Here is a 25279-nt window from a genome sequence, read left to right on the forward strand (position 1 = left end):
TGTCAGACGGACTGTTTCATGCTCAGGCTGATACGTCTGCGCTTATGATCAACTTCAAGCACCCGCACCTGCACCTGCTGACGCACCCTGACAACCTCTGCAGGATCACGGACAAACTTGTCTGCCAGCTGGCTTATATGCACCAGTCCGTCCTGATGTACGCCTATATCCACAAACGCACCGAAAGCGGTCACATTGGTGACCACGCCCGGCAGCACCATGCCTTCCTGCAGATCATCCAGTGTATGCACATCGGCGTAGCGGAACAGCTCGAAGGCCGGTCTGGGGTCACGTCCGGGTTTTGCCAGTTCGTTCACAATATCCAGCAATGTGGGCAGCCCCGTGGTGTCTGTGACATACGCTTCGGGGCGGATGGCCCCGCGCAGCCCCGCATCGGCAATGAGGCTGGCGACGGTGGTGCCGGCGTCTGCAGCCATGCGTTCCACAACGGGGTAGCTTTCGGGGTGCACGGCTGTGGCGTCCAGCGGGTTGCCGTCGTGCAGGGCCGTGCCTATGCGCAGAAAACCCGCTGCCTGTTCAAATGCCTTCGGTCCCAGCCGGGGCACTTTCAGCAGCTGGCTGCGGCTTTTGAACGGACCGTTCTGAGTGCGGTAAGCCACAATGCCGCTGGCAAGAGCCGGCCCGAGACCGGACACATAGGCAAGCAGTTCCGCGCTTGCTGTATTGAGTTCCACGCCGACATGGTTCACGCAGGACATGACGGTATCATCCAGAGCCTGTTTCAGCGCGGTCTGGTTCACATCATGTTGATACTGCCCCACGCCGATGGCTTTGGGGTCGATTTTTACCAGTTCGGCCAGCGGGTCCATGAGCCTGCGCCCGATTGAAACCGCTCCGCGGACTGTGACATCGTGGTCGGGAAATTCCCTGCGGGCCGTTTCCGAGGCGGAGTAGACAGAGGCGCCTGCCTCGTCCACCATGACAACGGCAATATGGTCTGCCAGCCCCAGTCCCTTGACAAAAGTCTCTGTTTCGCGTCCGGCTGTACCGTTGCCTATGGCAATGGCCTCTATGCCGAACTGTTCCGCCATGCGCCGTACAGCCGACGCGGCTTCCTGCGCTTTACCCGTTCCGGTATGCGGATAAATTGTCTGGTGATGCAGCAGGGCGCCCTGCTCATCCAGACACACGGTTTTGACCCCTGTGCGGAAGCCCGGGTCCATGGCCAGCACACGTTTTTGCCCCAGCGGTGGTGCCAGCATCAGGTCCCGCAAGTTGGCGGCGAATACCCTGATGGCCTGATCTTCAGCCTGTTCACGGAAAAAATGCATGGTTTCCGTTTCCAGCGCGGGAATCAGCAGACGCTTCCATGCGTCTTCAACAGCCAGTACCACATTGCCGCTGTCGGTTTCCTCAGATCCCTGCATGTGCAGCGGAACCTGTTTTTTCAGAAAACGGCGTTTGAGCAGGGTCAGCGCAGCCGTGTCGTCAGGGCGCAGCCGTACCGTCAGCACACCTTCACGCTCACCGCGCAGCAGGGCCAGAATGCGGTGGCCCGCAGCCTTGGCCGCAGGTTCCGACCAGGCAAACCAGTCACGGAATTTGGCGCCTTCCTCTTCTTTCCCTTTGCTTACGGCGGAGCTTATTATGCCTTTTTCGCGGAACAGCTGCCGGAGGGCCTGCCGCGCTGCAGTATCTTCGCTTATCCGTTCGGCCACTATGTCTCTGGCTCCTGCCAGGGCGGATGCGGAATCGGGCACTGCTGTCTCTTTGGGGGTGCCGTCCGGAGTGATAAATGCAAGTGCATCGTCGTGCACTCTGCGTCCGCGCTGCTGCATCAGCAGGTCTGCCAGCGGTTCCAGTCCGCGTTCCCGCGCCATCTGTGCACGGGTGCGGCGTTTGGGCTTGTACGGCAGGTATACGTCTTCCAGCGCGGTCATGGTGGCTGCCTGCATAACCGCACCGTGCAGTTCGGCAGTCAGCAGGTCGCGTTCCTGCAACGAGGCAATGACCGCTTCGCGACGTTTGTCCAGAGCGCGCAGTCTGGTCATGCCGTCGCGTATGGCGGTGATGACGGTTTCATCCAGCCCGCCGGTGGCTTCCTTGCGGTAGCGGCTGATGAAGGGCACTGTGGCTCCTTCGTCCAGCAGGGCTGCGGCGGCGGTGATGCCGGAGCGCGGAACGCCGAGTTCCGCGGAGAGGATTTGTATATGCTGCGACATGAATTTCTCTGTGGTTACGGGTTGTATCTGGGTGCTGGACATGGCGCCGCTGATGTCTATTATGTAAGTGTGTGTTTACTTTTTTTCGGGCAGAACCGCCGTGCAGGTCCGGATCGGGTCTGATTGTGCGCGGTGTCTGCAGTCCATGTCCAAGGAGGTGCTTACCATGTCGACGCAAAGCGCAACGACCCTGCCGCTGCTCCTTATAGAGGGGGAGCTTGCCCGGCTGGCCGGTGACACGCAACTGCGGTATGAAGAAAACGGCGGAGCCAAGGACATCTTTGTAAACGATGAATGGTCAGCCAGAGCCAGTCTGTTTCCCGGAATGGACTGGGAACTGGAGTGCGGGGGCTGTACATACGGTGTAATTGCCGAGGAAGCCGGCCTGCGGGTTGAAAAAAGATAACCGTGCCGGCAGCGCGGCTGCGTGACTGAACTGTACGGGCCGCCGCAGCCACGGCGGCCCTTGCCTGCTGTGTACGCCGGAATCCGTGTTGCTGTTACTGGCGTGCAGATGCCTCTTGTGTTGTCTGCTGTCTTTGTTCCAGCCTGCTGCGGAAATAAACCCCCAGCATGTTGCCCACCGCGTCAGAGGCGGATGACTGCATGCCCAGCGCGTGCAGGTCTTCCGCTATCTGCTTTTCCATTTTTTCCGATTCCATAAACATCAGATAGACAAGGCACAGGGTGGCCTCATTGTCTTTTTTGCCGTCACACAGCATCTGGAGCTGTTTTTCTTCAACTGTTTCCAGCAGGCGGTCTGCAAACATGGCGGCCCATTTTTCATAAATAGTGTCGGGAATGGTGGGCACCAGCCCCGATACCTGCCGTGCCGCACGCTGATCCACTGCGGGCAGAGTTACGCTCATGAATTCTTCCAGCGCCTCCTGACGGCTGCTGTGGTCGCGGTCAAGACGGCTGAGCACCGTGGTAATGATATGCGTTCGTATATGTTCCGTGGTCACGGGCGGCTCCTTTGGGCTGACTATGTGCAGTCCGCAACCTAGCGCAGGAGAGGGCGGCGGGCAAGTGTGACAGAAGGACGCGCTGCGCGGCCGTGCTGCGGGCGGCGGCGTTTTTTCAGTCAGAGGGGCCGGATGCTGTTTTCATGCGGCTGCAGGGCGAGATGCTTGCGGGGCATACCGTGGTGGCATGGGTTCTGAGGCGACAAATGTCAGGTGTGGACGTATTGAAAAAAAGGGCGGCCTGCAGGCCGCCCTTTCATGGTCCGGTTACAATGCCGCTTTGGCGGCTGCAATGGCAGCTTCGTAGTCGGGTTCCGAAGTGACTTCAGGCACTATCTGCTGATAGGTGATGACGCCATCGCGGTTGACGACGAAAACTGCTCTTGCCAGCAGGCGCAGTTCTTTTATGACCACGCCGTATGCATTACCGAAAGCAAGATCTTTGTGGTCGGAAAGCGTTTCCACGGCATCAATGCCGGCGGCGCCGCACCAGCGGGCCTGCGCAAAGGGCAGGTCGGCGCTCACCGTCAGCACCTTCACGTCATCGCCGAGGTTGGCTGCCTCCTGATTGAACCTGCGGGTTTCCACATCGCATACGGGGGTGTCGAGCGAAGGCACCGAACTGAGGATAAGTACCTTTCCTTTATAGTCTGCCAGTGTGCGGGGCGAAAGATCATTGGCAAGCACTGTAAAGTCGGGGGCTTTGCCGCCTTTTTCCACAGGGGTTCCCTGCAGGGTGAGGCCGTTGCCTTTAAACGTGATGATTCCGGTACGTTCGTTCATAGCTGATCTCCTTTGGAGAGAGGTCTTGAATTATTAGGAACTACTCTCATAACACACGAGTGCTGCTATGGGAATGGGCGCAGACAAAAAACTTACCTCGGCAGCATCTTTTCTTGTTTTAACAAAATTGTGTTTATTGATTTGTAAAAAATAACAAATATGTATAAAAATGTGCTTTTGCCATGCCGCCCGGATGAGCTGTCTTTCGTAACCGGCAATGATTGCGAAAAAAACTTCTTCTGGCCTGCTGCTTGCTTTCTTCCGGCTACCGGCAGGGGATTGCAATTTTTTGTTTTTACTTCAGGAGGAGTCTATGAACGCGGCAGATACCGCTTTCATTCTTGTCTGTTCGGCTCTGGTGATGTTTATGACACCGGGGCTGGCGTTGTTTTACGGGGGGCTTGTCAGATCGCGCAATGTGCTCAGCACCACCATGCACAGCGTGGCGTTGCTCGGCATTGCCTCGCTTGTCTGGTGGGCAGTGGGGTATTCTCTGGCGTTCGGCAGTGACCACGGGGGCATTATCGGCGGGTTGGAGTATCTTTTTCTGCAAAACGTAGGCACGGAACCGGGTCCGGTCGATAATCTGCCGCATCTGCTGTTCATGGTTTTTCAGTGCATGTTTGCCGTTATCACACCGGCGCTGATTTCGGGTGCCTATGCCGAACGTATCCGTTTCGGGGCGATGGTGCTGTTTTCTGTTTTATGGCTTGTGCTGGTGTATGCGCCCATGGCGCACTGGGTTTGGGGCGGCGGATGGATGGCCCGGATGGGTGCGCTTGATTTTGCCGGGGGGGCCGTGGTGCATATGAGCTCTGCCGCTGCTGCGCTGGCGGCTGCCAATGTGCTGGGACTGCGCCGCGGATATGGGCGCGAGGCATTTATTCCGCACAATCTGCCCATGACAGTACTGGGAGCAGGTATTCTGTGGTTCGGCTGGTTCGGTTTTAACGCCGGAAGCGCGCTGGCGGCCAACGGCGCGGCAGCCAATGCATTTGTAACCACACATCTTGCCGCGGCTGCGGCTCTGGTGGGCTGGCTTGCCGTGGAAAAACTGCATGGCGGCAGAGCAACAACTCTTGGTGCGGCTTCGGGAGCCGTGGCGGGACTGGTTGCCATTACTCCCGCGGCAGGGTTTGTCACACCGGCTTCAGCGGTGTTCATCGGGCTGGCCGGCGGAGTGCTGTGCTACGGCGGTGTGTTTCTCAAGCACAAGCTGCGTTATGATGACGCTCTTGATGTGGTGGGGATTCATGGTGTTGGGGGCACGTGGGGCGCGCTGGCAACCGGAATTTTTGCCGATGCCGCCGTGGGCGGGGCAGACGGTCTGCTGCACGGCAACGCATATCAGCTCTGGGTGCAGTTTGTCTCGGTTGTGGCTACATGGCTGTTTTGCTATGTTGCCAGCTGGTTGCTTTTCAAGGCTGTCGATGCGGTCATGGGACTCAGGGTCTCCGGTGAAGCCGAGCTTGCCGGTCTTGATGTGAGTGAACACAACGAAACCGCCTACCAGATGTAAAGGCAGGGACTCAGTATGAAAAAAGTTGAAATCATCATCAGGCCCTTCAAGCTGGATGAGGTGAAAGAAAGTCTTACCGAGCTTGATATAAAAGGCATGACCGTTTCCGAGGTCAAAGGCTTCGGCAGGCAGCGCGGCCACAAGGAAGTTTACCGCGGTGCGGAGTATCAGGTTGATTTCATGCCCAAGGCCAAGATTGAGGTCGTGGTGGAAGACGATCAGGTGCAGAGTGTGGTGGAAACAGTAATGAAAGCCGCACGGACGGGGAAAGTCGGTGACGGCAAGATATTCATCATTCCCGTGGATGACGTGGTGCGCATCCGGACGGGAGAGACCGGAACCGGCGCTGTCTGATCTGTCTGCATCCTGAAAAGCAACCTGTGGAGAGTTGATGCCTGTGGAAAAAATGACGCCGTCCGGCCATGACGCATATGAAGCCGCTGATTCCTGTGCCGTGCTCATGGCCGGACGTGCGGTCTTTGACTCGCAGCTCGGGGGACCGCCCGACGGAAGGCTGCCCCGCTACGAGCGCGAACTGAGCGCCCTGCTGGACAGGTATTTTGTCTCGCGCCTTTCTTCAACGGGAGCCGCCGGCGGCAAAGTGGCTTTGGTGGCCACAGGCGGATACGGGCGGGGCGAACTGTGCCCCGGCTCAGATATTGATATCCTCATTCTCTGTCGCCGCTCCATACCGCCGCAGGCCATCGACCTTGCGCAGCCGCTGTTTCTGCCTTTGTGGGATGCAGGGTATGCACTCGGCCACGGGTTCCGCACTGTGGGAGATTGCCTGAAACTGGCAGCAAAGGACCATAAGGTACTGGCCTCTTTGCTTGATGCGCGCTTTGTTACCGGCAGCGAGGCTGTATTTGCTGAAATGATGGAGCGTCTGGAGGAAAAGGTGCTCCCGCGGCGCGGTAAAGCTTTTGCGGACTGGCTGGACACGGAGCATGAACGCCGGCTGGCATCGCATGGCGACGGAGCACTGCTGCTGGAGCCCAACCTGAAGGAGGGGCTTGGCGGACTGCGGGATTATCACCTGATCCGCTGGATGCTCATGTGCCGGTTTGGCATCGGCTGCGGGCTGCACGCGGCGCTGCGGCGTGTGGGTTTTTCTGCAGAAGATGAAGCACTGCTGCGTACCAACGTGGACTTTTTGCACGATGTGCGGTGCAGGCTGCACGCCCTGACCGGCAGGCGCAGCGATCTGCTGCCGCTTGACCTGCAGCCGGATGTGGCACGCCGGATGGGGTATGCCGACGGTGGCGGGCTGTTGGCAGTGGAGCATTTTCTGGGCGAACTGCACCGCTGTATGGGGTCTGTCAAGGCGCTGGCGCTGGCCTGCCGCGAAGCTTTGGCCATGAACACGTCCGCCGGGTTGTCGGCGGAGCAGGTAATGCAGGAAGCCACACCGCGTACGGTGCTCAGCCTTATGAAGCAGAGCGCAGCGCAGCCGGAAAAAGCGCTGGCAGGGTGGCGCATGCGTCGTTCTCTTGTCCGGCTGGCTACGGAGCGGGCTGCTGAACTGGCGGCACTGCCCGATCTGGGGCCTGCGTTTGCCGACTTGCTCAGCGGGGGCAATGCCTGGGATGTTTTCGGACGTCTGGACGACACCGGCCTGTTGAGTGCTCTGGTGCCGGAGTACGGAGTGGTGCGCGACCGTGTGCAGTTTGACGGGTTTCATACCTACCCGGTAGGGCTGCACACGCTTGTTACTCTGCGCCATCTGGAAGATTCCGCTTCTGCCGGCAGCGTGGCGGCAGAGCTCTGGAACTCGCTTGATACGTCGGGCAGGGTTTCGGTGATGTTCGGGGCGCTGCTGCACGATCTTGGCAAAACCGGCTCTGCCGATCATTCGGTAACGGGTGCCGCAGTGGCGGACAACCTGCTGCGCCGGTGGGAACTGGGCGATGCGCAGCGCGAGGAAATAGTGTTTCTGGTGCGTAATCACCTGCTGCTTTCCCGTACAGCGTTGCGCCGTGATCTTGCTGACGAATCGGTGGTGGCCCGCTGTGCAGGCACGGCGGGAAGCATGCGGCGCCTTGATCTGCTCTTTCTGCTTGCCTGTGCCGATGCGCGGGCCACCGGCCCGCGTGCGTGGAACAGCTGGATAAGCGGCCTGCTTGAAGAACTGTACCGTAAAGTGCGCAATATGCTTAGTGACAGCGAACTGGGAACGCCGCAGGCTGTTTCTGATATGCTGAGTCATTACGATATGGTGCGCGAGCTTGTGGGCAGAAACGGACGCAGGCTGCCCTATACGCCGGAACAGGCGGAAAGCTGGCTGGAAAGAGTGCCTTCGCGGTACATGCTGTCTACCGAGCCTGAGGACGTACTGCGCCATATCGCACTTATGCTGCGGCTGGAAAGAGACATTGAGGACGCCCGCAGGCGTCTGGGCGAAAAGCGGGGTGCCAACGGGGTTGTTCTGCTGGAGGCGCGGGACGCCGGTGACGTGTGGGAGCTTGTTTTTGCCGCCAAGGACCAGCCGGGACTTTTTTCGGTGCTGACCGGCGTACTGGCCCTGCACGGGCTGGATGTGTTTTCTGCCGATGCTTTTGTCTGGGGGGGCGGCGTGGTGCTGGATGTCTTCCGGGTATCGCCTCCTCCTGACCCGCTGTATGCCAGAGATTTCTGGGCAAAGGTCAGAGGTTCTGTCCATTTTGCCCTTACGGGCAAGCTGTCGCTTGATTTCCGGTTGGAAGAAATGCGCAGCCGGTCGCTGAGCCCTGTGCAGAAGGCAGGAGGCGGGCGTACGGAAGTAACCATCGACAATGCCATTTCCGATTTCTATTCTGTCATAGATATCACTGCACCAGACAGGCCCGTGCTGCTGTACGACATTGCCCGCACCATGCAGGCCATGCGGCTTGATATCCAGTTTGCCCGCATAACCACCCACGGAATGCAGACGTCTGATTCTTTTTCGGTGCGCGATGTCTTTGGCAACAAGCTGCTTGAAGAACAGCAGTGCGAGGAGGTACGGCAGGCCCTGCTGCATGCCGTGGCCTGATTTCGGCCTGATGCTTCTGTTGCCTGCGCGGTGTGGCGTTGCGCCCCGCGGCAGTTTACGTACCTGTGCATACAGTAACCTGTGCATACAGTAAAACGGGGAGCCCCTGATGGAGCTCCCCGTTGTTGTCAGTACCGTGCCGCCTGTTCTGGTGCAGTACAATCAGAGAATCTGTTTGAGAAACTTCTGCAGACGGGGATGTTCCGGCGAATCAAACAGCCTGTCCGGTGTGCCTTCTTCCAGAATCTGGCCGTGATCCATAAAGACCACGCGGTCCGCAACTTCCCGGGCGAAGCCCATTTCATGCGTAACCACCACCATGGTCATACCCTCTTTGGCAAGGGCCACCATGACGTCCAGCACTTCTCCGATCATTTCGGGGTCAAGTGCCGATGTGGGCTCGTCAAACAGCATGATTTTGGGGTTCATGGCCAGAGCGCGCGCTATGGCAACGCGCTGCTGCTGTCCGCCCGACAGGTTGGAAGGGAAGACATTGGCTTTGTCGCTGATGCCTACTTTTTTCAGCAGCATGAGAGCACGGGCTTCCGCTTCTTCCAGAGGTACCTTTTTCAGCCGCACAGGAGCCATGGTCAGGTTGCCCATGACCGTCTTGTGCGGAAAAAGGTTGAAACTCTGGAAGACCATTCCCAGTTCCTGCCGGATGGCGTTTATGTCGTTCTCCGGCGAATTTATGTCCATGCCGTCCACACGGATGCTGCCCTTGTCGATGGTTTCCAGCTTGTTGATGGAACGCAGCATGGTTGATTTTCCCGAACCGGAAGGGCCGATGACCACAACCTTTTCTCCCGGCTGCACGTCCAGCGATACATCATTGAGGGCCGTCAGTTCACCGAAGAATTTGTAGATGTTTTTAATGCTGATGATTGGCTCAGTCGCGGTCATAATAATTCAGCCTCGCTTCCATGATGCTGACGGCTTTGGAAAGCAGCAGGGTTATTACAAGATAGATAAGGGCCACCATGGTGTAGGTTTCAAAGTACAGAAAGGACTCCGCTGCAAACTCGCGTCCACGCCGCAGCACGTCGGCCACGGCCAGAATGGAGACGAGCGAGGTGTCCTTGAGCATGGCAATGAATTCGTTACCCACAGGAGGCAGAATGGTGCGCCATGCCTGCGGCAGAATGACAAGAAACATGGTCTGCACGTTGTTGAATCCCAGAGAACGCGATGCCTCGGTCTGACCTTTGTCTATGGAATCAATGCCCGCGCGGAAAACCTCGCCCATGTATGCGCCGTAGCATACACTCATGGCAATGACGGCGGCAACCATGCTGGGTACCTGCAGAAAGCGTCCGAGTGCATAATATATGTAGAAAAGCTGGACAAGCAGGGGAATGCCGCGGACAACTTCGACATATGTGGATGCTATGGTGTTGATGAGTTTGTTGCGTGACAGGCGGCCCAGTCCGGTAAGCAGCCCCAGAGGTATGGAGCAGAGAATGGACAGAATGGTGACTTTGAACGTGACTGCGATGCCGTCGGGCAGATACTGCAGCAGCCGCCAGTAAACATCGGGACGGCTGGCGCACAGGTATATGATGATGCCGATGGCGCCGATGAAGCTGATGGACCACGCATTGAAAAAATTGCGGTCTTTCGGGTCGGGAATCAGCATGCCGTCCGTTACTTCAATGCGGACTTTTTTATCAGCCATGATAGTGTATCCGTGTGCTTGCAAAATGAAAGGACCGGTGCAGGATGCACCAGTCCCGTTGATTCGACTTCCGTACGGCTATTGACCTATCCACTTTTTGCGCAGCTGGTCTTCTATGCCTTTTTCCTTCACGGCTTTTATGCCCTTGTCGATGAGGGCCAGCACTTCGGAGTTTCCTTTGTTTACAGCCACGCCGTAGTATTCTTTTTCTTCGGCTTCAACGATGAAGGCGATTTTCAGGCGCTTGGCGTATTCTTCCTGCTGCAGGGCGTAGTTGGCGGCCACAGGGTCATCGCAGACCACACCGTCTATGTTGCCGTTGTACAGCGCTTCCATGGCAAGGCCGATTTCGTCAAAAGAGCGGGGGGTGACGCCTTCTGCTTTTTTGATGGCAAAGTAGCCGGTGGTGCCAATCTGCGCGCCGAGGGTTTTGCCCTTGAGGTCGGCAAACGATTTGGCTTCGACAGACTTGTTCAGTACCACTGCCTGTTTGACTTCAAAGTAGGGGATGCTGAAGTCCATGGCGCGTTTGCGCTGTTCGGTGATTGAAACGGAAGAGGCGATGGCATCATATTCGCCGTTGGCAAGACCGGCAAAAATGCCGTCCCACGCCACATTGCGGTGCTCGGCCGTAAAGCCGGCTTCCTTGGCTACCGCGTCCATGTAGTCAACGGCATAGCCCACAACCTTTTTGTCGGCGCTCATGTATTCCATGGGCGGCCAGGTGGCGTCATGGGCAAAAACAATGGTCCGTTCCGCAAGTGCCACGTTGGCTGTCATCATGACGGCGAGCATGGCCAGACAAATTTTTTTCAGCATCCTCATTCTCCTTTTGTGTGTTCTGCCGGAGTAGACAAAAATGTATAATGGCTCATTTTGCAGCCGGTTGTCAATGTGCACGGGCAGGAGTACGGCTGCAATCAAGCCGGAAAACACCACGGGACATACGCTGCGGTTACCAGCTCATTATGGCGGATACCATAAATGGCACTGCAACGGTAAGAAACATGCCGCTGAATACTGCAATGATGCCGTATCGTTCGCCGGAGAAGCGGGTGATTATCGGCAGGGTGGTGTCCATGGCTGTGGCTCCGCCGCTGGCAAGCGGGCCTAATTTGCCGAAATACCTTACAAAAAGCGGCGCGGCAAGCAGTGTTATCAGTTCTCTGATGATATTTGAAAGCAGTGCGATGGACCCGAGAACTGTGTCACCCATTTGTGAAATCATGATGCTGGACAGGCTGTAATAGCCGAACCCCGCCCCCACAGCCAGCACATCGCGGATGCTGTGGCCGGGAATGAAAGGGGCCGTGGCCAGCGCTCCGGCAAATGTGCCGAGCATGATGAACACGGGCACCAGAAGTACCTTTATGTGCATCTCGCGTAGTATGCGCCAGCAGCGGGTGTCGAACCCTATGCCCACCCCCACGATGAAAAGCAGAAAATACAGCGCGTACGCGGAAACGGTATCGCTGGAGAGAACTTCCGGTGTGATACCGGAATATCCCAGCAGAGCACCGGCTATAAAAAAAGCCAGAATAATCAGGCTACCTTTCATCAAAGCCTCCGCGCAGGATGAACCTGCCCAGAAACCACGCGGCCGCGGCACTGCCTGCAACGCAACCGGTGCTTATCAGCAGGGCTTTGGCACCGATTCCCGCCGCCTGCGAGACTATGTTCTGGTCGGTGCCCAGCGATACTCCCAGCAGAAACAGCAGGGTGTAGATGGCCCACATTGTCAGTTTGTCCACGGCCTTTACCACGGCTTCGCGCTTGCGCAGCACAAGCCCCAGCGGAATGCCAAGGGCGATGAAGCCTACTTCTGTCAGCATGTCTTGTCCGTAGGTTAAAGGTGATAAAAACAAAGCGGTATCTGGGCGGACATGAATTGTCAATTCTGTAATAACAGGATGTTCCGGTGTTTCACGGTGTTTTTTTGCGGTTGCCGCATAAAGCAGGCTCTTTTTTGACGTGGGTCACGCCGGTCTTCAGCGGCAGGGACTATTGTTCAGGTACAGACAGATGCCGGTCTGCTGCAGCAGGACATTCTGCCAGCTGCCGGAGCCGGCAGAGCCATGGAGGCACATATGAAGAGTCACAATCTGCTTGAAGCTGTCCGCTTTGACGATCAGCGGTTTGTCATGGAACTGGTCCACGAGTCGGAAAATTTCAAGATAGTCAGCTTTACGTTCAAGGCCGGACAGGAACTGCCCGTGCACAGCCATAATATCGAGGGCGAACTGAATATCGTGGTCCTTGAAGGTGAAGGCGAGTTTGTGGGCGACGGCGATGCAGTGATTCCCGCACCACGCGGAGCGGTGCTGGTGGCACCTATAAGTACTCCGCACGGCGTGCGCGCTGTCACGGACATGAAGGTGCTTGTAACTATTGCCCCGCCCATCTAGCGGGAAAGGGCAACCGGAATAGCGGGGGCACCGGTGATGCAGGTGTCTTATGACGGGGCAGCCGTTTGGTGCGTTGTTCATTCCGCCTGCAGACAGGTGCGCGGCCGCCTGCATCAGATAATGGATGGCCCAGGACGCGTATTGGCGGGCTGACTGCGGTCAGCCCGCATTGTTATGTCTTTGATCTGCCGGTCTGTTTTTTGCGCAATTCCGGCACAGGAGGTGTTCTGTGCCAGGCAGGGCTTGGGTGTGCTTTTCATGGCGTTATGGCTCTGACCGCATGGCTTTTTGCCGCAACACGCCGCAGCACCGGACATCGGGCGAGAAGAAAACACCACAGCAGCAAGTACGTTTGCGGTAGTGTCCGGACCGGTAATCCCTGTGTGCCCGTGCGCTGTGGACCGGCTGCGGAAACGAAATATTTGTGATGTTCCGGCAGCAGCGGGTGCGCGCGGGGGCGGTGCGGGGCAGCTTGCCGGCAGGGCCTGACAGATGTGCCTCGCGTTCTCTCTGTTTGCGGGACAATACGGGACCGGAAGTGTGCAGGAAAATTTTACATTGAGGCCGTGTGCACCGGCGGGGAAGAGAAAAGCGCAGGGCAGGTTCGCAGGGGCAGTGCCCCTGCGATTTTTTGTATTGCCCCGCAGCCGGTTGTCCGGCTGCGGAGCGTTTTTTCAGGTACGGGTACGGTAGGGACAGCAGGGCAGACAGGTTTACGGCGCATTCGGACAAGCCCGCGTTGCGCGGCCGGAAAAAAAACAGGTCATGAAAAAGGGGCGCCTGAGCGCCCCTGTGATGCTGTTTTTTACCGCGCAATGCGGCTTCGCCGCGTCTGGATATATGCATCGCGTATGGCGGTGTAGGGTTCCAGCGCAGGTGCCTTGATGGCCATGTAGTTGTCATATACGCCGCCGAACTTGTTCAGCTGATCGTACCCTGCCAGAGCAAATCCGTGCCACATGGGCGTAACATAGTACAGCGGGTGAGTGACGGCATCGGCCACCAGACCGCCACTGTCTCGCAGCGTCGATGGTCCCAGAAATGGCCATACGATGTAGAAACCTTCACCGACTCCCCAATATCCCAAGGTTTGCCCGAAGTCTTCTCTGTCGGGTTCCACAAGGGGCTTCTTGGCGCGTGAGGGCTGCATGAGACCGCCCACGCCGATGGTGCTGTCGACAATGAATCGCGATGTTTCCACTCCGGCAGCCACAAATTTGCCCTGCAGGATGCAGTTGATGAACCGGACAGGGTAGGCGAGGTTGCGGAAAAAGTTGTCGGCACCGGTTCTCAGTTCGCTGGGGGTGACATAAGCGTACCCGCGCCAGACCGGATCGGCGAGATTATTATAGAACCAGTCATTGAAGCCGAACCAGAAACGGTTCCAGCCTTCAATGGGGTCGGCCACATGAACAGAAGATGTCTCTGTTCCGTAGTCTTCGAATTCAGGGTCGATATTGTCTCTGTTGAGAACAAGCAGAAATTCTTCTTCTTGCTGTGCAAGAGCCGCATCCCGGGCATCGGGAGCCATCTGCGCTTTTTCAAGGCGCTCAGGCGTCACCAGTTCCCCCTGTGATACCGGTGCCGCCTGTGCCGTGCAGACCGCGGCAAGCAGCATTATTGCTGCAAGACCGGTAAAAACTCCCCTTTTCATATATGCCTCTTTGCTCGTTTCTGGTGACGCAGTATCAGTTGCCGTTTGCCCTGCCGACTTCTTCGGCCTTGGCAATGATACGCGTTATAAGTTCGTCAGGAGATTCCTTGCGCAGCAGTTCCTGAAACTGTGTCCGGTAGTTTTTTACCAGACTGATGCCTTCCACAAGAACATCGTATACTACCCAGCGGTCTTTATGCAACATGCGGTATGCCACGGGAATTTTTTTATCGGGCTGTACAATGAATGTCTGCACCTCTACGCGGCTTCCGTCAGAAGAAGCCCTTTCGTCCGCATATTCCACCTTCTCGCCGTTGTAGCTTTCCAGCTGATCCATGTATGACGACCGGAGCAGTGCGGCGAAGGCTTCTGCAAAGCGGTGACGCTGGTCGTCATTGAAAGACCGCCAGCGCGGTCCGACGGTCCGCATGGCGAATTCTTCATAATCAAAGCTCTGGCGGATAAGCGCCTCAATTTCGCCGCGAACTTGAGGCCTGGTCTGCGGGTCTTTGAACTCCGCCGAGGACAGCAACGTTATGATACCGTCAACGTTGTGTCTGAGAGCTTCCCGCGCTTCTTCGCCGGGGTCTGCCGCCTGCGCCTGCGGGGCGGTGCAAAGCAGCCCGGTACAGAAAACAAACGCCAGAAGGCTTCTGGTGAAAACGGAACGCATTGCAAGCATGTTACACCTTTCCGAACACGTATTTGCTGATTAATTCTTCAATATCCAGAGCCGATTCGGTTTCCAGTATCTCGTCACCCTCTTTCAGCAGGTCCATGGCACCGCCGGGTGACAGCTTTACATACTTGTCGCCGATAAGTCCGCTGGTCTTGACGGATGCGATGGTGTCTTCCGATAATTCAACATCGGGGCGCAGCCTCAGACTGACCACCGCCACGTTGTCCATCTGGTCAAGATTGATGCCGCTGACCTTGCCGACAGGCACGCCGGAAATTTCAACGTCGGCTCCTACCCGCAGACCGGTCACGGACGTGAAGCGGGCCTGAACGGTATATCCTTCACTGGAAAATACTTCCATTTTTCCCAGCTTGACGGTGACGTACCCGAGGCACAGAAGGCCGATGAGCACAAAAATGCCGACGGAGGTTTCTTTTGTGTACTTGTTCATACTTTTCCCGTGCGCTTCACAAAAGGTTGCGGTTAGCTGTCCAGCCAGTCGGCCAGCGCTTTACGTACTGTTTCGCCCAGAGGAGCGTCAACGCTTTGCGGCGCTCCGGCCTTCCGGTCAAGAAACTGCCGGAGAAAAGGGTCTTCGCTCTGGCGTAATGTCTGCAGGTCGCCTTCGTACACAGCGTGTTTTTCGTTGAGTACAAGCACATAGTCGGCAATGGAGTCGAGACTTTGCAGATCATGGCTTACCACGACAATTGTCATGTCGGGAAAGCGTTTTTTCATTTCCAGCAACAGGGCGTCCATCTGCGCGGCATTGATCGGGTCCAGCCCCGAAGTGGGCTCGTCGCACAGCAATATGGGCGGATCCATTACTATGGCCCGCGCCAGACCTGCACGTTTGCGCATGCCGCCTGAAAGCTGGCTGGGGTAATAATGGGCAAAGTCAGCCAGCCCGACCAGTGAAAGTTTGTGCCGGACAATGGTGTTTATGGTGTCCTTGTCCAGCGCTGTGTGCTCTGCAAGCGGCAGCGCCACATTGTCGCCCAGAGTCAGTGACCCCAGCAGGGCACCGTCCTGAAAAAGCACGCCCATGCGTCTGCGCAGTCTGCGGAACTCTTTGCCGCTCAGGCTGAACAGGTCTTTGCCGCCCAGCAGCACATTGCCTTTCTTGGGTTTGTTCAGGCCCAGAATGTGTCGCAGCAATGTCGATTTGCCGCAGCCGGAACCCCCCAGTATGACGGATATCTTTCCGGCTGGCAGGGTGGCGTTCAGCTTGTCGAGCACCATGGAGTCCCCGTAGCCCAGCGTCAGGTCGTGCAGACCGATGTCCCATCTCTGTGTCTGTTTCATGGTATGCATATCCTACAGCAGGAATGAGGTCAGGACATAGTCTGAAACCAGAACGAGCACACAGGACATCACCACGGCCGATGTGGTGGAGTTGCTGACGCCCTCCGGCCCCATGCCGTCTTTACGCATATGCGTGAAATAGCCCTGATAACAGCTTATAATGGACACTATCACCGCGAAAACCATGGTTTTTAAAAAGCCGCCGCTCACATCTGACCAGCCCACACTGCTGTCTATGCGGTAAAAGTAGACACCGGAGTTGATGCCCAGCAGCACAACGCCGGTCAGATATCCGCCTATGATGCCTATGGTGTTGAACAGCGCCGTAAGCATGGGAAACACGATGAGTGAGGCGAGAAGCCGCGGAGTGACAAGGTATCCCATGGGCGGGACGTCCATGACCTCCAGCGCATCTATCTGGTCGGATATGCGCATGACGCCGATTTCGGCCGCCATGGCAGAACCTGCGCGACCTGTGACCATGATTGCCGTAAGCACCGGCCCCAGTTCACGGATGAGCGTAAGCGCCACAGCCGCCCCCAGCAAGCCTTCAGAGCCGAATTTGACCAGAGTGTAGTAGCCCTGCAGCCCCAGAACCATGCCGGTGAAAATGCCGATAAGGGCAATGACAAACAGCGACTTGGAGCCGATGAAATACACCTGCTGGACAACCTTGCGGAACAGGCGGGAAGCTATGAATATATGACGGACTGCATCAAGAAAAAGCAGCACCGCGCCAAGCTCTCCGATAAACCGGAGAGTATTGCGCCCGAGCTGTTGTAAGGGGGCGGTCAGTCCTGATGCAGAAGTGCCTGTTTGCATATGTCTCTCGCTCACTGAAAGATGGAGTTGATAGAACTACATGTAAGTGCGCTCTTACGTCAACCTGATAACGGGTTCAGATTGCTTGTTAATCAGAAATGGTTTCCTGTTCTTTCAAAAGAGGTTGCCTGATACCCAGAGTGGCCAGTCTGCGTCTGAGTGCCTGAGCTTCTTCAGTGGTGCCGCTCAGTGTCACATTAATTCTGTGCCAGACCCCTTTGCTGGTGTTTACGCGCTCCACACCGGCGCTGATGCCCGACTCCTGCAGATGTTCGGCAAAACGGTGCGCCGCCGCAGCGTCCTGCAGCGATGCCACCTGATACAGATACCGGTAGCGGATGCTGTCCGGCGGTACGCTGCGTACGGCGGTAGCCGGTACCTTCCGGGGTGCCACAGGCGCAGCGGAAGCCTGTTCCGGCGCCGCAGGACGCGGAGGCGTCCGCCGCTGCGCCGGCTGGTGCTCGTCCCTGCTGCGTAACGAGCGCAGAAGGTTCAGCTCTTCTGTTTTTATAATGCCGTTGTCCGCCGCATCCTTATCTGCATCATCTTCGTTATCCAGTGTGGCGGGCAATACATCGGCCGTATCCGGCGAAGGCATGACACGCGCCAGCGCGGGCACGGATTCTTCGGGGTTGAACCCGCGCCCGAGCATGACGCCGAAAGTGAACATCCAGCTGAAGCCGAACAGCAGCAGAAAACAGACAAGCGCAAATTTGCCTGCGGTCATTTCTATAATGAACCGGCGTGCGCCGGCGGACCCTTTTTCACTGCGGATGCTGAAGCTCATGCGGATGCCTGAAGGTTACGGATAATGCCGGTAGCGGCTACATTGCCTCGGGCGCGCTGACACCAAGCAGGTCCAGCCCGTTGCGCAGAACCTGTGCCACAGCACGCAGCAGAGCAAGCCGTGCTTTGAGAATCTGTTCATCCGGAGCGTTGAGCACCGGATGGTTGGCGTAAAAGCGGTGCAGCGCGCTTGCAAGCTCCTGCAGATAGTAGCTGATATGGTGCACGCTCAGACTGGTTGCGGCAGCCTCCACCGTATCTTCGAACCGGTCGACCAGACGCAGCATGTCGATTTCGTCGGCATGCACGAGGGGCTTCAGCAGTTCTTCGTCCGAATGCGTCTCAGGCGTGGTGCCCCTTTCTGCGGCTTTGCGCAGCACGGAACATATGCGGGCGTGCGCATACTGGACGTAGTACACGGGGTTGTCCATGGAGCGCTGTTTGACCAGTTCAAGGTCAAAGTCCAGCGAGCTGTCGCTTTTGCGCGACAGAAACATGAAGCGCGCGGCATCGGCGCCCACTTCCTTGACCACATCGGCAAGGGTTTCGAACTCACCGGCGCGGGTGGACATGGCCACCTGTTCACCGTTGCGCAGCAGGTTGACAAGCTGCACCAGAATGACATCGAAGCTGTCTGCCGGTTTGCCCAGCGCCTGTACGGCGGCGCGCATGCGCGGAACATAGCCGTGGTGGTCGGCGCCCCATATGTCGACGCACAGGTCGAATCCGCGGTCATATTTGTTGTCGTGGTAGGCGATGTCGGACGCAAAGTACGTCAGATAGCCGTTGGATTTCTTCAGGACTCGGTTTTTGTCATCGCCGAAATCAGTGGTCCGGAACCACAGGGCTCCGTCTTCTTCATAGGCAAGACCGGACCGGCGCAGCCTGTCGAATGTCTTGTCCACGGCACCTGTTTCCACCAGCGATTTTTCGGAAAACCAGACATCGTGGCTGACGGAAAAGTCGGCAAGATCCTGCCGGATACCGGCCATTATGGTGTCGACGGCGTATTTCTGGCAGACGGCAAGCGCTTCTTCTTCGGGTTTTTCCAGCAGGTCGGGAGTAAAGCCGAGCACTTCCGACGCAATGTCGCGTATGTAGTCACCGCGGTAATATTCTTCCGGTTCCGCCACATCCAGACCTTTGATCTGCTTTGCCCGGTAGTAGACAGAGGCCCCCAGCAGCAGCATCTGGCGTCCTGCATCGTTGATGTAGTATTCGGTGCTGGTTTCAAAACCGGCAAAGCGCATCATGCGCGCCAGACTGTCGCCTATGGCGGCTCCGCGGCCGTGGCCGATGTGCAGAGGACCTGTGGGGTTTGCGGAAACATATTCGATCTGCACTTTGCGCCCGTTGCCCACGTTCACACTGCCGAAACGTCCGCCTGCCTGTTCCACCATGTGCACTGTCCTGTGCCAGAAGTCAGGCGCATAGGTCACGTTGATGAACCCCGGACCTGCTATCTCCACTCCCGATATTTCGGGATATTTCTGTTGCAGGCGTTCCGTGATGCGTGCTGCAAGCTCGCGGGGGGGCATCGCCGCCGGCTTGGCCAGCACCAGTGCGATATTGGCGGCAAGATCGCCGAATTTTTTGTCCTTGGGCGGCTCGATGGAAACTTTATCGGGCCACGGGAGTTCCAGATCGGCCACGACGGCTTTCAGTGCCGTCTGCAGATGGTTTTTTGCGCGCATTGTACCACCGTTGTTGTTAAGTATGATGTGCCTGCAAGAGGCGGATTCCGTCGGTTGTCTGGACGTGGAAAGGCGACCGCACTGGGTCGCCTCCGTCTTCCTTTCTCAGTTGCTATACCTTTTTTCGGCACAGCTGAAAAGGGGCCGCTGTTTTACAGGGTGCCGGTTTCTTCCCGGGTCGAAGCCGTGCTGGTTGACCACTCGCCGTCGGCGGCGCCGCACTGCGTCAGAATGGGCTGCAGCATTTTGCCCAGTATGTTTTTGGGGCCCAGTTCCACCCAGCGGCGTACGCCGTCGTTCCACTGATTGCCGATGGTTTCTATCCAGCGCACGCTGCCGGCCATCTGGCCTTTCATCACCGACCGCAGGCTGTCGCCGTTTTGCACGGGCAGTCCGGTGGCGTTGCAGTATACGGGAAACTTCATGTTATTCCAGTGGCGTTTGTCCATGACACGGGCCAGCTCGTCTGCGGCTTGCTGCATCATGGGGCTGTGAAAGGCGCCGCTGACAGCCAGCGGCATGGCTCGTCCGCGTCGTTCCTTCACCCGCGCGGCAGCGTCGGCTATGGCGGCAGCGGTGCCGCTCAGCACAAACTGGGCAGGGGTGTTGTAGTTGGCAATCAGAATCATTTCGCCAGTGGCTTCGGCTGTTTCGCGCACCACGCTTTCCACGTCGGTCAGCGGCAGTTTGAGCACGGCCGCCATGGTGCCTCGGCCTTCGGGGTCCGCTTCGGCCATCAGGCGCCCCCGCAGGGAAACCAGTTCTATGGTGTCCGCGGCGGAAAGAGCGCCGGAGGCCGCAACAGCCGCGTATTCGCCCAGGCTGTGTCCTGCCGCGGCGGCAGGCTGCATGCGCCCCGCCACCTGCATCCACAGGGAAATGTTGACCACCGTCAGGGCGGGCTGCAGATTGCGGGTGTCGGCCATTGCCTGTGCGTCGCCGTCCCAGTATATTTCACGCAGGGGCAGCCCGCTGATGGATTCGGCTTTTTTCCAGAGATCCATCACGTCTTTGTCGGCCTCGGCCACATCGCGGCCCATGCCGGTCTGCTGGGCGCCCTGTCCGGGAAACAGTATCGCTGTTTTCGCTGTTGTCATATCGCTTCACTCCTCGGTTTCCGTACCCGCCGCCGTATGCGGTTCCTCTGCCGCATGTCTGATGCAGACAGGGCAGCGGGGTGGAACAGTATGTGGTACGCTGCATAGTGCAAGACGGCGGCGCTGGCAAGTGCGGGGTTGATTGCCGGCCCGTGCTGGGGTAGGTGTGCGCACGGTTTTATGCCGCTATTCAATGAGAACATGAGGATTGTGCTATATGGCCAGACCCGCAAAACCCGCTGAAGAACCTCAGGTGGAAGCCCTGTGTTGCGAACTGGGCTTCCGGTTGCCGCCCGCCGCCGTTACCGGACTGACAGTTTATCTTAACATGCTGCAGAAATGGAGCGCGGTGATGAATCTGGTGGGGCCGCGCACATGGCAGCCCATGGTGCGGACTCTGATAGTGGACAGTCTGCATCTTGACAGATTTCTGCGCGATGCAGTGCCCCAGTGCGGCCCGCAGATATGGGATTTCGGGGCGGGGGCCGGTCTGCCGGGCATTCCGCTGCGCATGGTCTGGCAGCACGGGGAGTACCATATGGTGGACGTGCGCGAAAAACGCACCATGTTCATGCAGATGGTACTGGCCAGACACCCGTTGTCAGGAACCTTTGTGCACCGCGCCCGTGTGGAGGATTTCATGGCGGACAGGGCACCGGCTGACATGCTGGTCAGCAGGGCGTTCATGCCGTGGCCGGAGCTGCTTTCACTGCTTGAGGGCCGGATCCGTCAGGGCGGGCATGTCATTGTGCTTGCCAACGAGCCTGCACCGGACCATGACCGCCCCGATGCCGCACACGGCAGGCCCCTGCCGTCCGGCTGGGACCTGACCGCGCAGTATGTCTACGAAGTGGAAGGCTCTGCCCGTTATTTCTGGGCGTTATCTTCAAAAAAAGCGCCCAGCTGAGAATTTTTGAAGATCAGCTTGGTGGCGGTTTTGTCGGCAAGTTCCGCCACATCCATGAAACGCTCCAGAAATTCGAGGATTTCATACCGGCGTTCTTCGGGGGAGTATTCGAAGTCTTCGGCCATTCTGCCGGACTTCATGTATTCTTCCAGTTTTTCCAGATAGCTGAATTCAAGCATGGTTGATCCTTTGCGGTTGCGGTTGGCCGGTGCGGCGGCGCCGCCCTGCGCAGCTAGTGATGGTAGGGAGTGCCCCGCAGTATGGCGTCTGCCCTGTACAGCTGTTCGTACAGCACCACGCGCGCCATCTCGTGCGGAAAGGTCATGGCGGAAAGGGCCATGGTGTGCCGCGCTTTGCCGCGTACTTCATCCGAAAGGCCGTAGGCTCCTCCGATGATAAAGCACGGGCGCAGGTTGGCGTTTTCCCACATGGGAGTCAGAAAGGCCGAAAACTGCTGCGAAGTGAACTGCCTGCCGGTTTCATCCATGCAGACAGCCAGATCGGCGGGCGTCAGCGCCGCAACAATGCGTGCGCCTTCCTGCGCGTTACGCTCCAGCGGCGGCAGGGCGGCGTTTCCGTCCTTGATAATAGTTTCTTCAACCTTGAATGCTCTGGTAAGACGGGTAAGATAGTGTTCCGCAGCCGTCTTCCAGTGTGCTGTTTTCAACCTGCCCACGGCTATGATGCGTATGCTTCTCATATGCCGCTCCGGCAGAAATATGATGCTGTGTTGTTAATGCGCATGGGCGCTTTGTATACTGCAAGACCGAAAGCCTCAAGCCGTTCACCGGTGGCGGGCATAACTGGTTGCAGGTGATTGAATTAACGGAGGTTGCATGATGACGCAACAGAACATCCCCGTGACGGACGTGAACGAGGCGGCAGTTCTGCTGCAGGAAGGTAAAGTGGTGGTGTACCCCACCGAGACGTTTTTTGCCGTGGGGTGTCTGGCCACAGACGTGCGCGCCGTGGATGCGGTGTACCGCATCAAGCGCCGTCCTTCGGGCATGCCTTTGCCGGTGATCATCGGCAGTGCCGGTCAGCTGGGGCTGGTTACCGCCGTGTCTTCGCCGCTTGTTACACGTCTGGCAGAACTTTTCTGGCCGGGGCCGCTTTCGGTGCTGGTAACCGCGTCAGACAGAATACCTGCCATTCTGACCGGTGAAACCGGCAGGGTGGCGGTGCGGGTTACTCCCCATCCTGCGGCTGCCGCTCTGTGCACCGCATGCGGAGGCGCGCTGGTTTCAACCAGTGCCAACATCAGCGGCAGGCAGGCAGTGACCGCTGCGTCCGGTCTTGACCCTGAACTGGTCGGACAGGTGGCGGCCGTGGTTGATATGCCGCCGGCTCCCGCAGGGGGCAAACCTTCCACTCTTGTGGAAGTTGCCGGCCCCGCCCATGTGCGGATAGTGCGCCCCGGGGTTGTGACGGAAGATGCTCTGCAGGCAGCGGGTATCAGCGTTGTGGTCTGACGGCGTTCAACAACTTTTACCGGTCGTGGCATACGGGCGTGCGGGTTAAAATCTTTGTACACTCTGCGTGGTTTTTTGGGGGGCTTTCATGCGTCATATCCATGGTTTCAGCGTGTTACGTAAATGGCACGCTTGATGCTATGTGGAGTGTACCTTCCTTGTTTTGCGAATAGCGGTCTGTCGAATCGGTCGGCAGACCGTTTTTCATTGGGGCCTGCCGTCTGTGTTTTTTTCTGCTTCAGTCGCGCGCAGGGTGGCGTTGCCCGCGTTTTCGATGTACTGCGAAAGGAACCTCTGCGATACGGTATTGATAGTATCGCCGTGCCGCATGAGGTCGTTGAACGGAACCTGTGGAGGACAGCAGCATGACCCGTACCATCCCCTGCCCCGCATGCGGAGCGCCTGTTACCGTATACAGAAATCCGGTGCCCACGGTGGATGTGGTGGTGTACGAACCGGAACGGGGCATTGTGCTTGTGCGGCGGACTAATCCTCCGCTTGGCTGGGCGCTGCCCGGCGGTTTTGTGGACTACGGTGAAACAGTGGAACACGCTGCCGTGCGGGAAATGAAGGAAGAAACAGGGCTGGACGTGGAGCTGACAGGTTTGCTCGGGGTATATTCCGCACCTGACCGTGACCCGAGACAGCACACCATGAGTGTGGTATTCTGCGGTGCTGCATTGGATGCGGATGCTCTGGCCGCGGGTGATGATGCCGCCGAGGCCGTTTTTTTTCCTCTGGACGCTCTGCCCCGGAATATTGCTTTTGACCATGCCGTAATAATTGCTGATTTTTCCGCAAGGTATGCACAGCCTGCGGACAGAAAGTGCGGATAATATCCGAAGGAGGGATGCGGCGGATGCAACCGTTGGTCCTTTTTGCCACTTCCGAGATGTACCCTTTTTCTAAAAGCGGCGGACTGGGCGATGTTCTGGGTGCCCTGCCGCTGACCCTGCACCGCATGGGGGTGCGCACCGCCGTGGTCACGCCCTTTTACGGGCGTCTGAAGACTGCGGAATACGGCATTCACCTGACCATGAGCGATATTCCTGTCGGGTACCCATGGGGCCCCATTACCGCAGACGTGTACGAAGCCGACTTTCACGGCATGCCCGTCTATTTCATCAGCCGCGGCGAATATTTTGACAGGCGTTTTTATTACAACGACTACAAGGGCGACTATTTTGACAACTGCGAGCGGTTTGTTTTTTTCTGCCGCGCCGCGGCGTCCATGTGCCGTCGTCTCGGCGAAGCTCCGGCCGTGGTGCATGCCCATGACTGGCAGACGGCGCTGCTTCCTGCCTTATTGTATCACTGGCGCCGGTATGATTCCTTCTGGGAAGACACGCGCACTGTCATGACCATTCACAACCTGGCCTTTCAGGGGCGCTTTTCTTCGCGCCTGTTCGAAAACTGCGGGCTGCCGCCGCAGGCATGGTCCATGGACGGTGTGGAATTCTACGGCGATTTCAACCTGCTCAAGGGCGGCATTGCCTATGCCGACAAAGTGACCACTGTCAGTCCCAGCTATGCGCGGGAGATTACCACACCGGAATTCGGGTGCGGTCTGGAAGGAATTCTGCGCAGGCGTACGCATGCCCTGCACGGAATTCTGAACGGGGCTGACTACGACATCTGGAAGCCGGAGGACGACCGTTTTTTGCCCTGTACCTATAGTCCGGACAGACTTGCGGGCAAACAGCGCTGCAAACGCGCCCTGCTGGATGAACTGGGGCTGGACAGTTCCCTGATGGAGCGTCCGGTACTGGGTTTCATCGGGCGCCTGAGGGACCAGAAAGGCATTGACCTGCTGATAGACAATATTGCGCAGTTGATGGAGCGGCAGGTGGGCGTTGTTATTCTGGGTGAGGGCAGTCTGGAATATGAAGCGCAGGTGCTGCACCTGATGGAAGAATACAAAGGCAGGCTGTGCGCGCGCGTTGAATACACAGAAGACCTGGCCCACCGCATACAGGCCGGAGCGGATATCTTTCTGATGCCATCGCGGTACGAGCCGTGCGGCCTGACACAGATATACGCATTGCGTTTCGGCACGCCGCCGGTGGCGTCTTCGCTGGGGGGGCTGCGTGATACCATCACGCCCTGGCCTGCTCCCGATGCCACCGGATTCACTTTCGACGATGTCAGCCCGGCGGGTTTTCTGAATGCCATCATGCAGGCAGTCAACCTGTGGGAGAATGATCACACCGCATGGGCGGGTATGGTCAGAAGAGCCATGGAAGTTTCATTCACATGGGAAAAAGCCGCAGTGCAGTATCTGGACATTTATCAGCAGCTGGGGTTTGTCCCCGCGGGAGAATGA

General features: G+C 57.7%; 27 protein-coding genes. 9 read left to right on the forward strand and 18 right to left on the reverse strand.

Annotated features, from left to right (window positions below):
* Positions 1 to 2: 2 nt before the first annotated feature.
* Positions 3 to 2183 (reverse strand): Tex family protein, encoded by a 2181-nt coding sequence (locus ACZ5D1_RS06745; RefSeq protein WP_027181197.1) that lies wholly within the window; start codon positions 2181 to 2183, stop codon positions 3 to 5.
* Between the two features lie 166 nt (positions 2184 to 2349).
* On the opposite strand from ACZ5D1_RS06745, the gene ACZ5D1_RS06750 reads away from it, so the two are divergent.
* Entirely contained in the window at positions 2350 to 2589 is a 240-nt protein-coding gene (locus tag ACZ5D1_RS06750) for a hypothetical protein (protein ID WP_011368193.1), read from the forward strand.
* 94 nt (positions 2590 to 2683) lie between these two features.
* Here ACZ5D1_RS06750 and ACZ5D1_RS06755 read toward each other — a convergent pair whose 3' ends face one another.
* Positions 2684 to 3148 (reverse strand): hypothetical protein, encoded by a 465-nt coding sequence (locus ACZ5D1_RS06755; RefSeq protein WP_011368192.1) that lies wholly within the window; start codon positions 3146 to 3148, stop codon positions 2684 to 2686.
* A gap of 267 nt (positions 3149 to 3415) precedes the next feature.
* Positions 3416 to 3931 carry a thiol peroxidase gene (tpx, locus tag ACZ5D1_RS06760; RefSeq protein ID WP_011368191.1) on the reverse strand — a complete coding sequence of 172 codons (516 nt, stop codon included), beginning with the start codon at positions 3929 to 3931 and terminating at the stop codon, positions 3416 to 3418.
* A 313-nt stretch (positions 3932 to 4244) separates the two neighbouring features.
* On the opposite strand from tpx, the gene ACZ5D1_RS06765 reads away from it, so the two are divergent.
* From ACZ5D1_RS06765 to ACZ5D1_RS06775, 3 genes are read left to right on the forward strand one after another with little or no spacing between them, the layout of a single operon-like run.
* Positions 4245 to 5450: an ammonium transporter gene (locus ACZ5D1_RS06765; RefSeq protein WP_464556330.1), complete on the forward strand. Its 1206-nt coding sequence runs from the start codon at positions 4245 to 4247 to the stop codon at positions 5448 to 5450.
* A 15-nt stretch (positions 5451 to 5465) separates the two neighbouring features.
* Positions 5466 to 5804 carry a P-II family nitrogen regulator gene (locus ACZ5D1_RS06770; protein WP_011368189.1) on the forward strand — a complete coding sequence of 113 codons (339 nt, stop codon included), beginning with the start codon at positions 5466 to 5468 and terminating at the stop codon, positions 5802 to 5804.
* 37 nt (positions 5805 to 5841) lie between these two features.
* Positions 5842 to 8460, forward strand: coding sequence for a bifunctional uridylyltransferase/uridylyl-removing protein GlnD (locus ACZ5D1_RS06775; protein ID WP_464556333.1), 2619 nt, complete (start codon positions 5842 to 5844; stop codon positions 8458 to 8460).
* 162 nt (positions 8461 to 8622) lie between these two features.
* Here the strand turns inward: ACZ5D1_RS06775 and ACZ5D1_RS06780 are convergent, their stop codons facing one another.
* From ACZ5D1_RS06780 to ACZ5D1_RS06800, 5 genes are all read right to left on the reverse strand, one after another.
* Positions 8623 to 9363: an amino acid ABC transporter ATP-binding protein gene (locus ACZ5D1_RS06780; RefSeq protein ID WP_011368187.1), complete on the reverse strand. Its 741-nt coding sequence runs from the start codon at positions 9361 to 9363 to the stop codon at positions 8623 to 8625.
* A complete protein-coding gene (locus ACZ5D1_RS06785; protein ID WP_027181192.1) occupies positions 9350 to 10135 on the reverse strand; it encodes an amino acid ABC transporter permease in 786 nt (261 codons plus the stop codon). Before ACZ5D1_RS06785 ends, ACZ5D1_RS06780 begins: the two co-directional genes overlap by 14 nt.
* Positions 10136 to 10213: 78 nt before the next feature.
* On the reverse strand, positions 10214 to 10954 hold the full coding sequence (locus ACZ5D1_RS06790; protein ID WP_011368185.1) for a basic amino acid ABC transporter substrate-binding protein: 741 nt from the start codon (positions 10952 to 10954) through the stop codon (positions 10214 to 10216).
* Positions 10955 to 11090: 136 nt separating this feature from the next.
* Positions 11091 to 11693: a LysO family transporter gene (locus ACZ5D1_RS06795; RefSeq protein WP_464556336.1), complete on the reverse strand. Its 603-nt coding sequence runs from the start codon at positions 11691 to 11693 to the stop codon at positions 11091 to 11093.
* A complete protein-coding gene (locus ACZ5D1_RS06800; protein WP_011368183.1) occupies positions 11683 to 11967 on the reverse strand; it encodes a LysO family transporter in 285 nt (94 codons plus the stop codon). Before ACZ5D1_RS06800 ends, ACZ5D1_RS06795 begins: the two co-directional genes overlap by 11 nt.
* Before the next feature lie 255 nt (positions 11968 to 12222).
* On the opposite strand from ACZ5D1_RS06800, the gene ACZ5D1_RS06805 reads away from it, so the two are divergent.
* On the forward strand, positions 12223 to 12540 hold the full coding sequence (locus tag ACZ5D1_RS06805) for a cupin domain-containing protein (RefSeq protein ID WP_011368182.1): 318 nt from the start codon (positions 12223 to 12225) through the stop codon (positions 12538 to 12540).
* 805 nt (positions 12541 to 13345) lie between these two features.
* Here ACZ5D1_RS06805 and ACZ5D1_RS06810 read toward each other — a convergent pair.
* From ACZ5D1_RS06810 to ACZ5D1_RS06845, 8 genes are all read right to left on the reverse strand, one after another.
* A complete protein-coding gene (locus ACZ5D1_RS06810; protein ID WP_011368181.1) occupies positions 13346 to 14194 on the reverse strand; it encodes an MlaA family lipoprotein in 849 nt (282 codons plus the stop codon).
* Positions 14195 to 14228: 34 nt separating this feature from the next.
* Positions 14229 to 14876: a Tgt2/MlaC family protein gene (locus tag ACZ5D1_RS06815; RefSeq protein WP_027181189.1), complete on the reverse strand. Its 648-nt coding sequence runs from the start codon at positions 14874 to 14876 to the stop codon at positions 14229 to 14231.
* Position 14877: 1 nt separating this feature from the next.
* Complete coding sequence (gene mlaD, locus ACZ5D1_RS06820) at positions 14878 to 15324, reverse strand: outer membrane lipid asymmetry maintenance protein MlaD (RefSeq protein WP_011368179.1); 447 nt, start codon at positions 15322 to 15324, stop codon at positions 14878 to 14880.
* 32 nt (positions 15325 to 15356) lie between these two features.
* On the reverse strand, positions 15357 to 16178 hold the full coding sequence (locus ACZ5D1_RS06825) for an ABC transporter ATP-binding protein (protein WP_464556339.1): 822 nt from the start codon (positions 16176 to 16178) through the stop codon (positions 15357 to 15359).
* 12 nt (positions 16179 to 16190) lie between these two features.
* Positions 16191 to 17000 carry an MlaE family ABC transporter permease gene (locus ACZ5D1_RS06830; protein ID WP_464556341.1) on the reverse strand — a complete coding sequence of 270 codons (810 nt, stop codon included), beginning with the start codon at positions 16998 to 17000 and terminating at the stop codon, positions 16191 to 16193.
* 88 nt (positions 17001 to 17088) lie between these two features.
* Positions 17089 to 17787 (reverse strand): SPOR domain-containing protein, encoded by a 699-nt coding sequence (locus tag ACZ5D1_RS06835; RefSeq protein ID WP_464556343.1) that lies wholly within the window; start codon positions 17785 to 17787, stop codon positions 17089 to 17091.
* A gap of 37 nt (positions 17788 to 17824) precedes the next feature.
* The gene (gene argS, locus ACZ5D1_RS06840; protein WP_011368175.1) at positions 17825 to 19480 is read right to left on the reverse strand and encodes an arginine--tRNA ligase; all 1656 of its coding nucleotides are present in this window, start codon (positions 19478 to 19480) and stop codon (positions 17825 to 17827) included.
* A 152-nt stretch (positions 19481 to 19632) separates the two neighbouring features.
* On the reverse strand, positions 19633 to 20577 hold the full coding sequence (locus ACZ5D1_RS06845; RefSeq protein ID WP_011368174.1) for an ACP S-malonyltransferase: 945 nt from the start codon (positions 20575 to 20577) through the stop codon (positions 19633 to 19635).
* 217 nt (positions 20578 to 20794) lie between these two features.
* Between ACZ5D1_RS06845 and ACZ5D1_RS06850 the strand changes: the two genes are divergently transcribed.
* Positions 20795 to 21484 carry a 16S rRNA (guanine(527)-N(7))-methyltransferase RsmG gene (locus tag ACZ5D1_RS06850; protein WP_011368173.1) on the forward strand — a complete coding sequence of 230 codons (690 nt, stop codon included), beginning with the start codon at positions 20795 to 20797 and terminating at the stop codon, positions 21482 to 21484.
* Here ACZ5D1_RS06850 and ACZ5D1_RS06855 read toward each other — a convergent pair.
* Entirely contained in the window at positions 21445 to 21663 is a 219-nt protein-coding gene (locus ACZ5D1_RS06855; RefSeq protein WP_011368172.1) for a hypothetical protein, read from the reverse strand. The genes ACZ5D1_RS06850 and ACZ5D1_RS06855 overlap by 40 nt on opposite strands.
* 53 nt (positions 21664 to 21716) lie before the next feature.
* Entirely contained in the window at positions 21717 to 22184 is a 468-nt protein-coding gene (locus tag ACZ5D1_RS06860; protein ID WP_011368171.1) for a 23S rRNA (pseudouridine(1915)-N(3))-methyltransferase RlmH, read from the reverse strand.
* A gap of 136 nt (positions 22185 to 22320) precedes the next feature.
* Here ACZ5D1_RS06860 and ACZ5D1_RS06865 point away from each other — a divergent pair, with 136 nt between their 5' ends.
* The 3 genes from ACZ5D1_RS06865 to glgA all read left to right on the forward strand — a co-directional run bounded on the left by ACZ5D1_RS06865 (position 22321) and on the right by glgA (position 25279).
* Positions 22321 to 22956 carry an L-threonylcarbamoyladenylate synthase gene (locus tag ACZ5D1_RS06865; RefSeq protein WP_464556346.1) on the forward strand — a complete coding sequence of 212 codons (636 nt, stop codon included), beginning with the start codon at positions 22321 to 22323 and terminating at the stop codon, positions 22954 to 22956.
* Positions 22957 to 23321: 365 nt separating this feature from the next.
* Positions 23322 to 23792, forward strand: coding sequence for an NUDIX domain-containing protein (locus tag ACZ5D1_RS06870; protein WP_011368169.1), 471 nt, complete (start codon positions 23322 to 23324; stop codon positions 23790 to 23792).
* Positions 23793 to 23815: 23 nt separating this feature from the next.
* Positions 23816 to 25279 carry a glycogen synthase GlgA gene (gene glgA / locus ACZ5D1_RS06875; protein WP_011368168.1) on the forward strand — a complete coding sequence of 488 codons (1464 nt, stop codon included), beginning with the start codon at positions 23816 to 23818 and terminating at the stop codon, positions 25277 to 25279.

This window comes from Oleidesulfovibrio vietnamensis (genome assembly GCF_055388115.1).

Bases quoted from the DNA above. Each gene is read 5' to 3' on its own strand.
- ACZ5D1_RS06800 (WP_011368183.1), bottom strand. From the start codon at position 11,967: ATGCTGACAGAAGTAGGCTTCATCGCCCTTGGCATTCCGCTGGGGCTT.
- tpx (WP_011368191.1), bottom strand. From the start codon at position 3,931: ATGAACGAACGTACCGGAATCATCACGTTTAAAGGCAACGGCCTCACC.
- ACZ5D1_RS06805 (WP_011368182.1), top strand. From the start codon at position 12,223: ATGAAGAGTCACAATCTGCTTGAAGCTGTCCGCTTTGACGATCAGCGG.
- ACZ5D1_RS06765 (WP_464556330.1), top strand. From the start codon at position 4,245: ATGAACGCGGCAGATACCGCTTTCATTCTTGTCTGTTCGGCTCTGGTG.
- ACZ5D1_RS06750 (WP_011368193.1), top strand. From the start codon at position 2,350: ATGTCGACGCAAAGCGCAACGACCCTGCCGCTGCTCCTTATAGAGGGG.
- ACZ5D1_RS06785 (WP_027181192.1), bottom strand. From the start codon at position 10,135: ATGGCTGATAAAAAAGTCCGCATTGAAGTAACGGACGGCATGCTGATT.
- ACZ5D1_RS06795 (WP_464556336.1), bottom strand. From the start codon at position 11,693: ATGAAAGGTAGCCTGATTATTCTGGCTTTTTTTATAGCCGGTGCTCTG.
- ACZ5D1_RS06775 (WP_464556333.1), top strand. From the start codon at position 5,842: ATGCCTGTGGAAAAAATGACGCCGTCCGGCCATGACGCATATGAAGCC.
- argS (WP_011368175.1), bottom strand. From the start codon at position 19,480: ATGCGCGCAAAAAACCATCTGCAGACGGCACTGAAAGCCGTCGTGGCC.
- ACZ5D1_RS06835 (WP_464556343.1), bottom strand. From the start codon at position 17,787: ATGAGCTTCAGCATCCGCAGTGAAAAAGGGTCCGCCGGCGCACGCCGG.
- ACZ5D1_RS06860 (WP_011368171.1), bottom strand. From the start codon at position 22,184: ATGAGAAGCATACGCATCATAGCCGTGGGCAGGTTGAAAACAGCACAC.
- ACZ5D1_RS06745 (WP_027181197.1), bottom strand. From the start codon at position 2,183: ATGTCGCAGCATATACAAATCCTCTCCGCGGAACTCGGCGTTCCGCGC.
- ACZ5D1_RS06865 (WP_464556346.1), top strand. From the start codon at position 22,321: ATGATGACGCAACAGAACATCCCCGTGACGGACGTGAACGAGGCGGCA.
- ACZ5D1_RS06790 (WP_011368185.1), bottom strand. From the start codon at position 10,954: ATGCTGAAAAAAATTTGTCTGGCCATGCTCGCCGTCATGATGACAGCC.
- ACZ5D1_RS06855 (WP_011368172.1), bottom strand. From the start codon at position 21,663: ATGCTTGAATTCAGCTATCTGGAAAAACTGGAAGAATACATGAAGTCC.
- ACZ5D1_RS06845 (WP_011368174.1), bottom strand. From the start codon at position 20,577: ATGACAACAGCGAAAACAGCGATACTGTTTCCCGGACAGGGCGCCCAG.
- ACZ5D1_RS06815 (WP_027181189.1), bottom strand. From the start codon at position 14,876: ATGCTTGCAATGCGTTCCGTTTTCACCAGAAGCCTTCTGGCGTTTGTT.
- ACZ5D1_RS06870 (WP_011368169.1), top strand. From the start codon at position 23,322: ATGACCCGTACCATCCCCTGCCCCGCATGCGGAGCGCCTGTTACCGTA.
- ACZ5D1_RS06830 (WP_464556341.1), bottom strand. From the start codon at position 17,000: ATGCAAACAGGCACTTCTGCATCAGGACTGACCGCCCCCTTACAACAG.
- mlaD (WP_011368179.1), bottom strand. From the start codon at position 15,324: ATGAACAAGTACACAAAAGAAACCTCCGTCGGCATTTTTGTGCTCATC.
- ACZ5D1_RS06825 (WP_464556339.1), bottom strand. From the start codon at position 16,178: ATGAAACAGACACAGAGATGGGACATCGGTCTGCACGACCTGACGCTG.
- ACZ5D1_RS06810 (WP_011368181.1), bottom strand. From the start codon at position 14,194: ATGAAAAGGGGAGTTTTTACCGGTCTTGCAGCAATAATGCTGCTTGCC.
- ACZ5D1_RS06780 (WP_011368187.1), bottom strand. From the start codon at position 9,363: ATGACCGCGACTGAGCCAATCATCAGCATTAAAAACATCTACAAATTC.
- glgA (WP_011368168.1), top strand. From the start codon at position 23,816: ATGCAACCGTTGGTCCTTTTTGCCACTTCCGAGATGTACCCTTTTTCT.
- ACZ5D1_RS06770 (WP_011368189.1), top strand. From the start codon at position 5,466: ATGAAAAAAGTTGAAATCATCATCAGGCCCTTCAAGCTGGATGAGGTG.
- ACZ5D1_RS06850 (WP_011368173.1), top strand. From the start codon at position 20,795: ATGGCCAGACCCGCAAAACCCGCTGAAGAACCTCAGGTGGAAGCCCTG.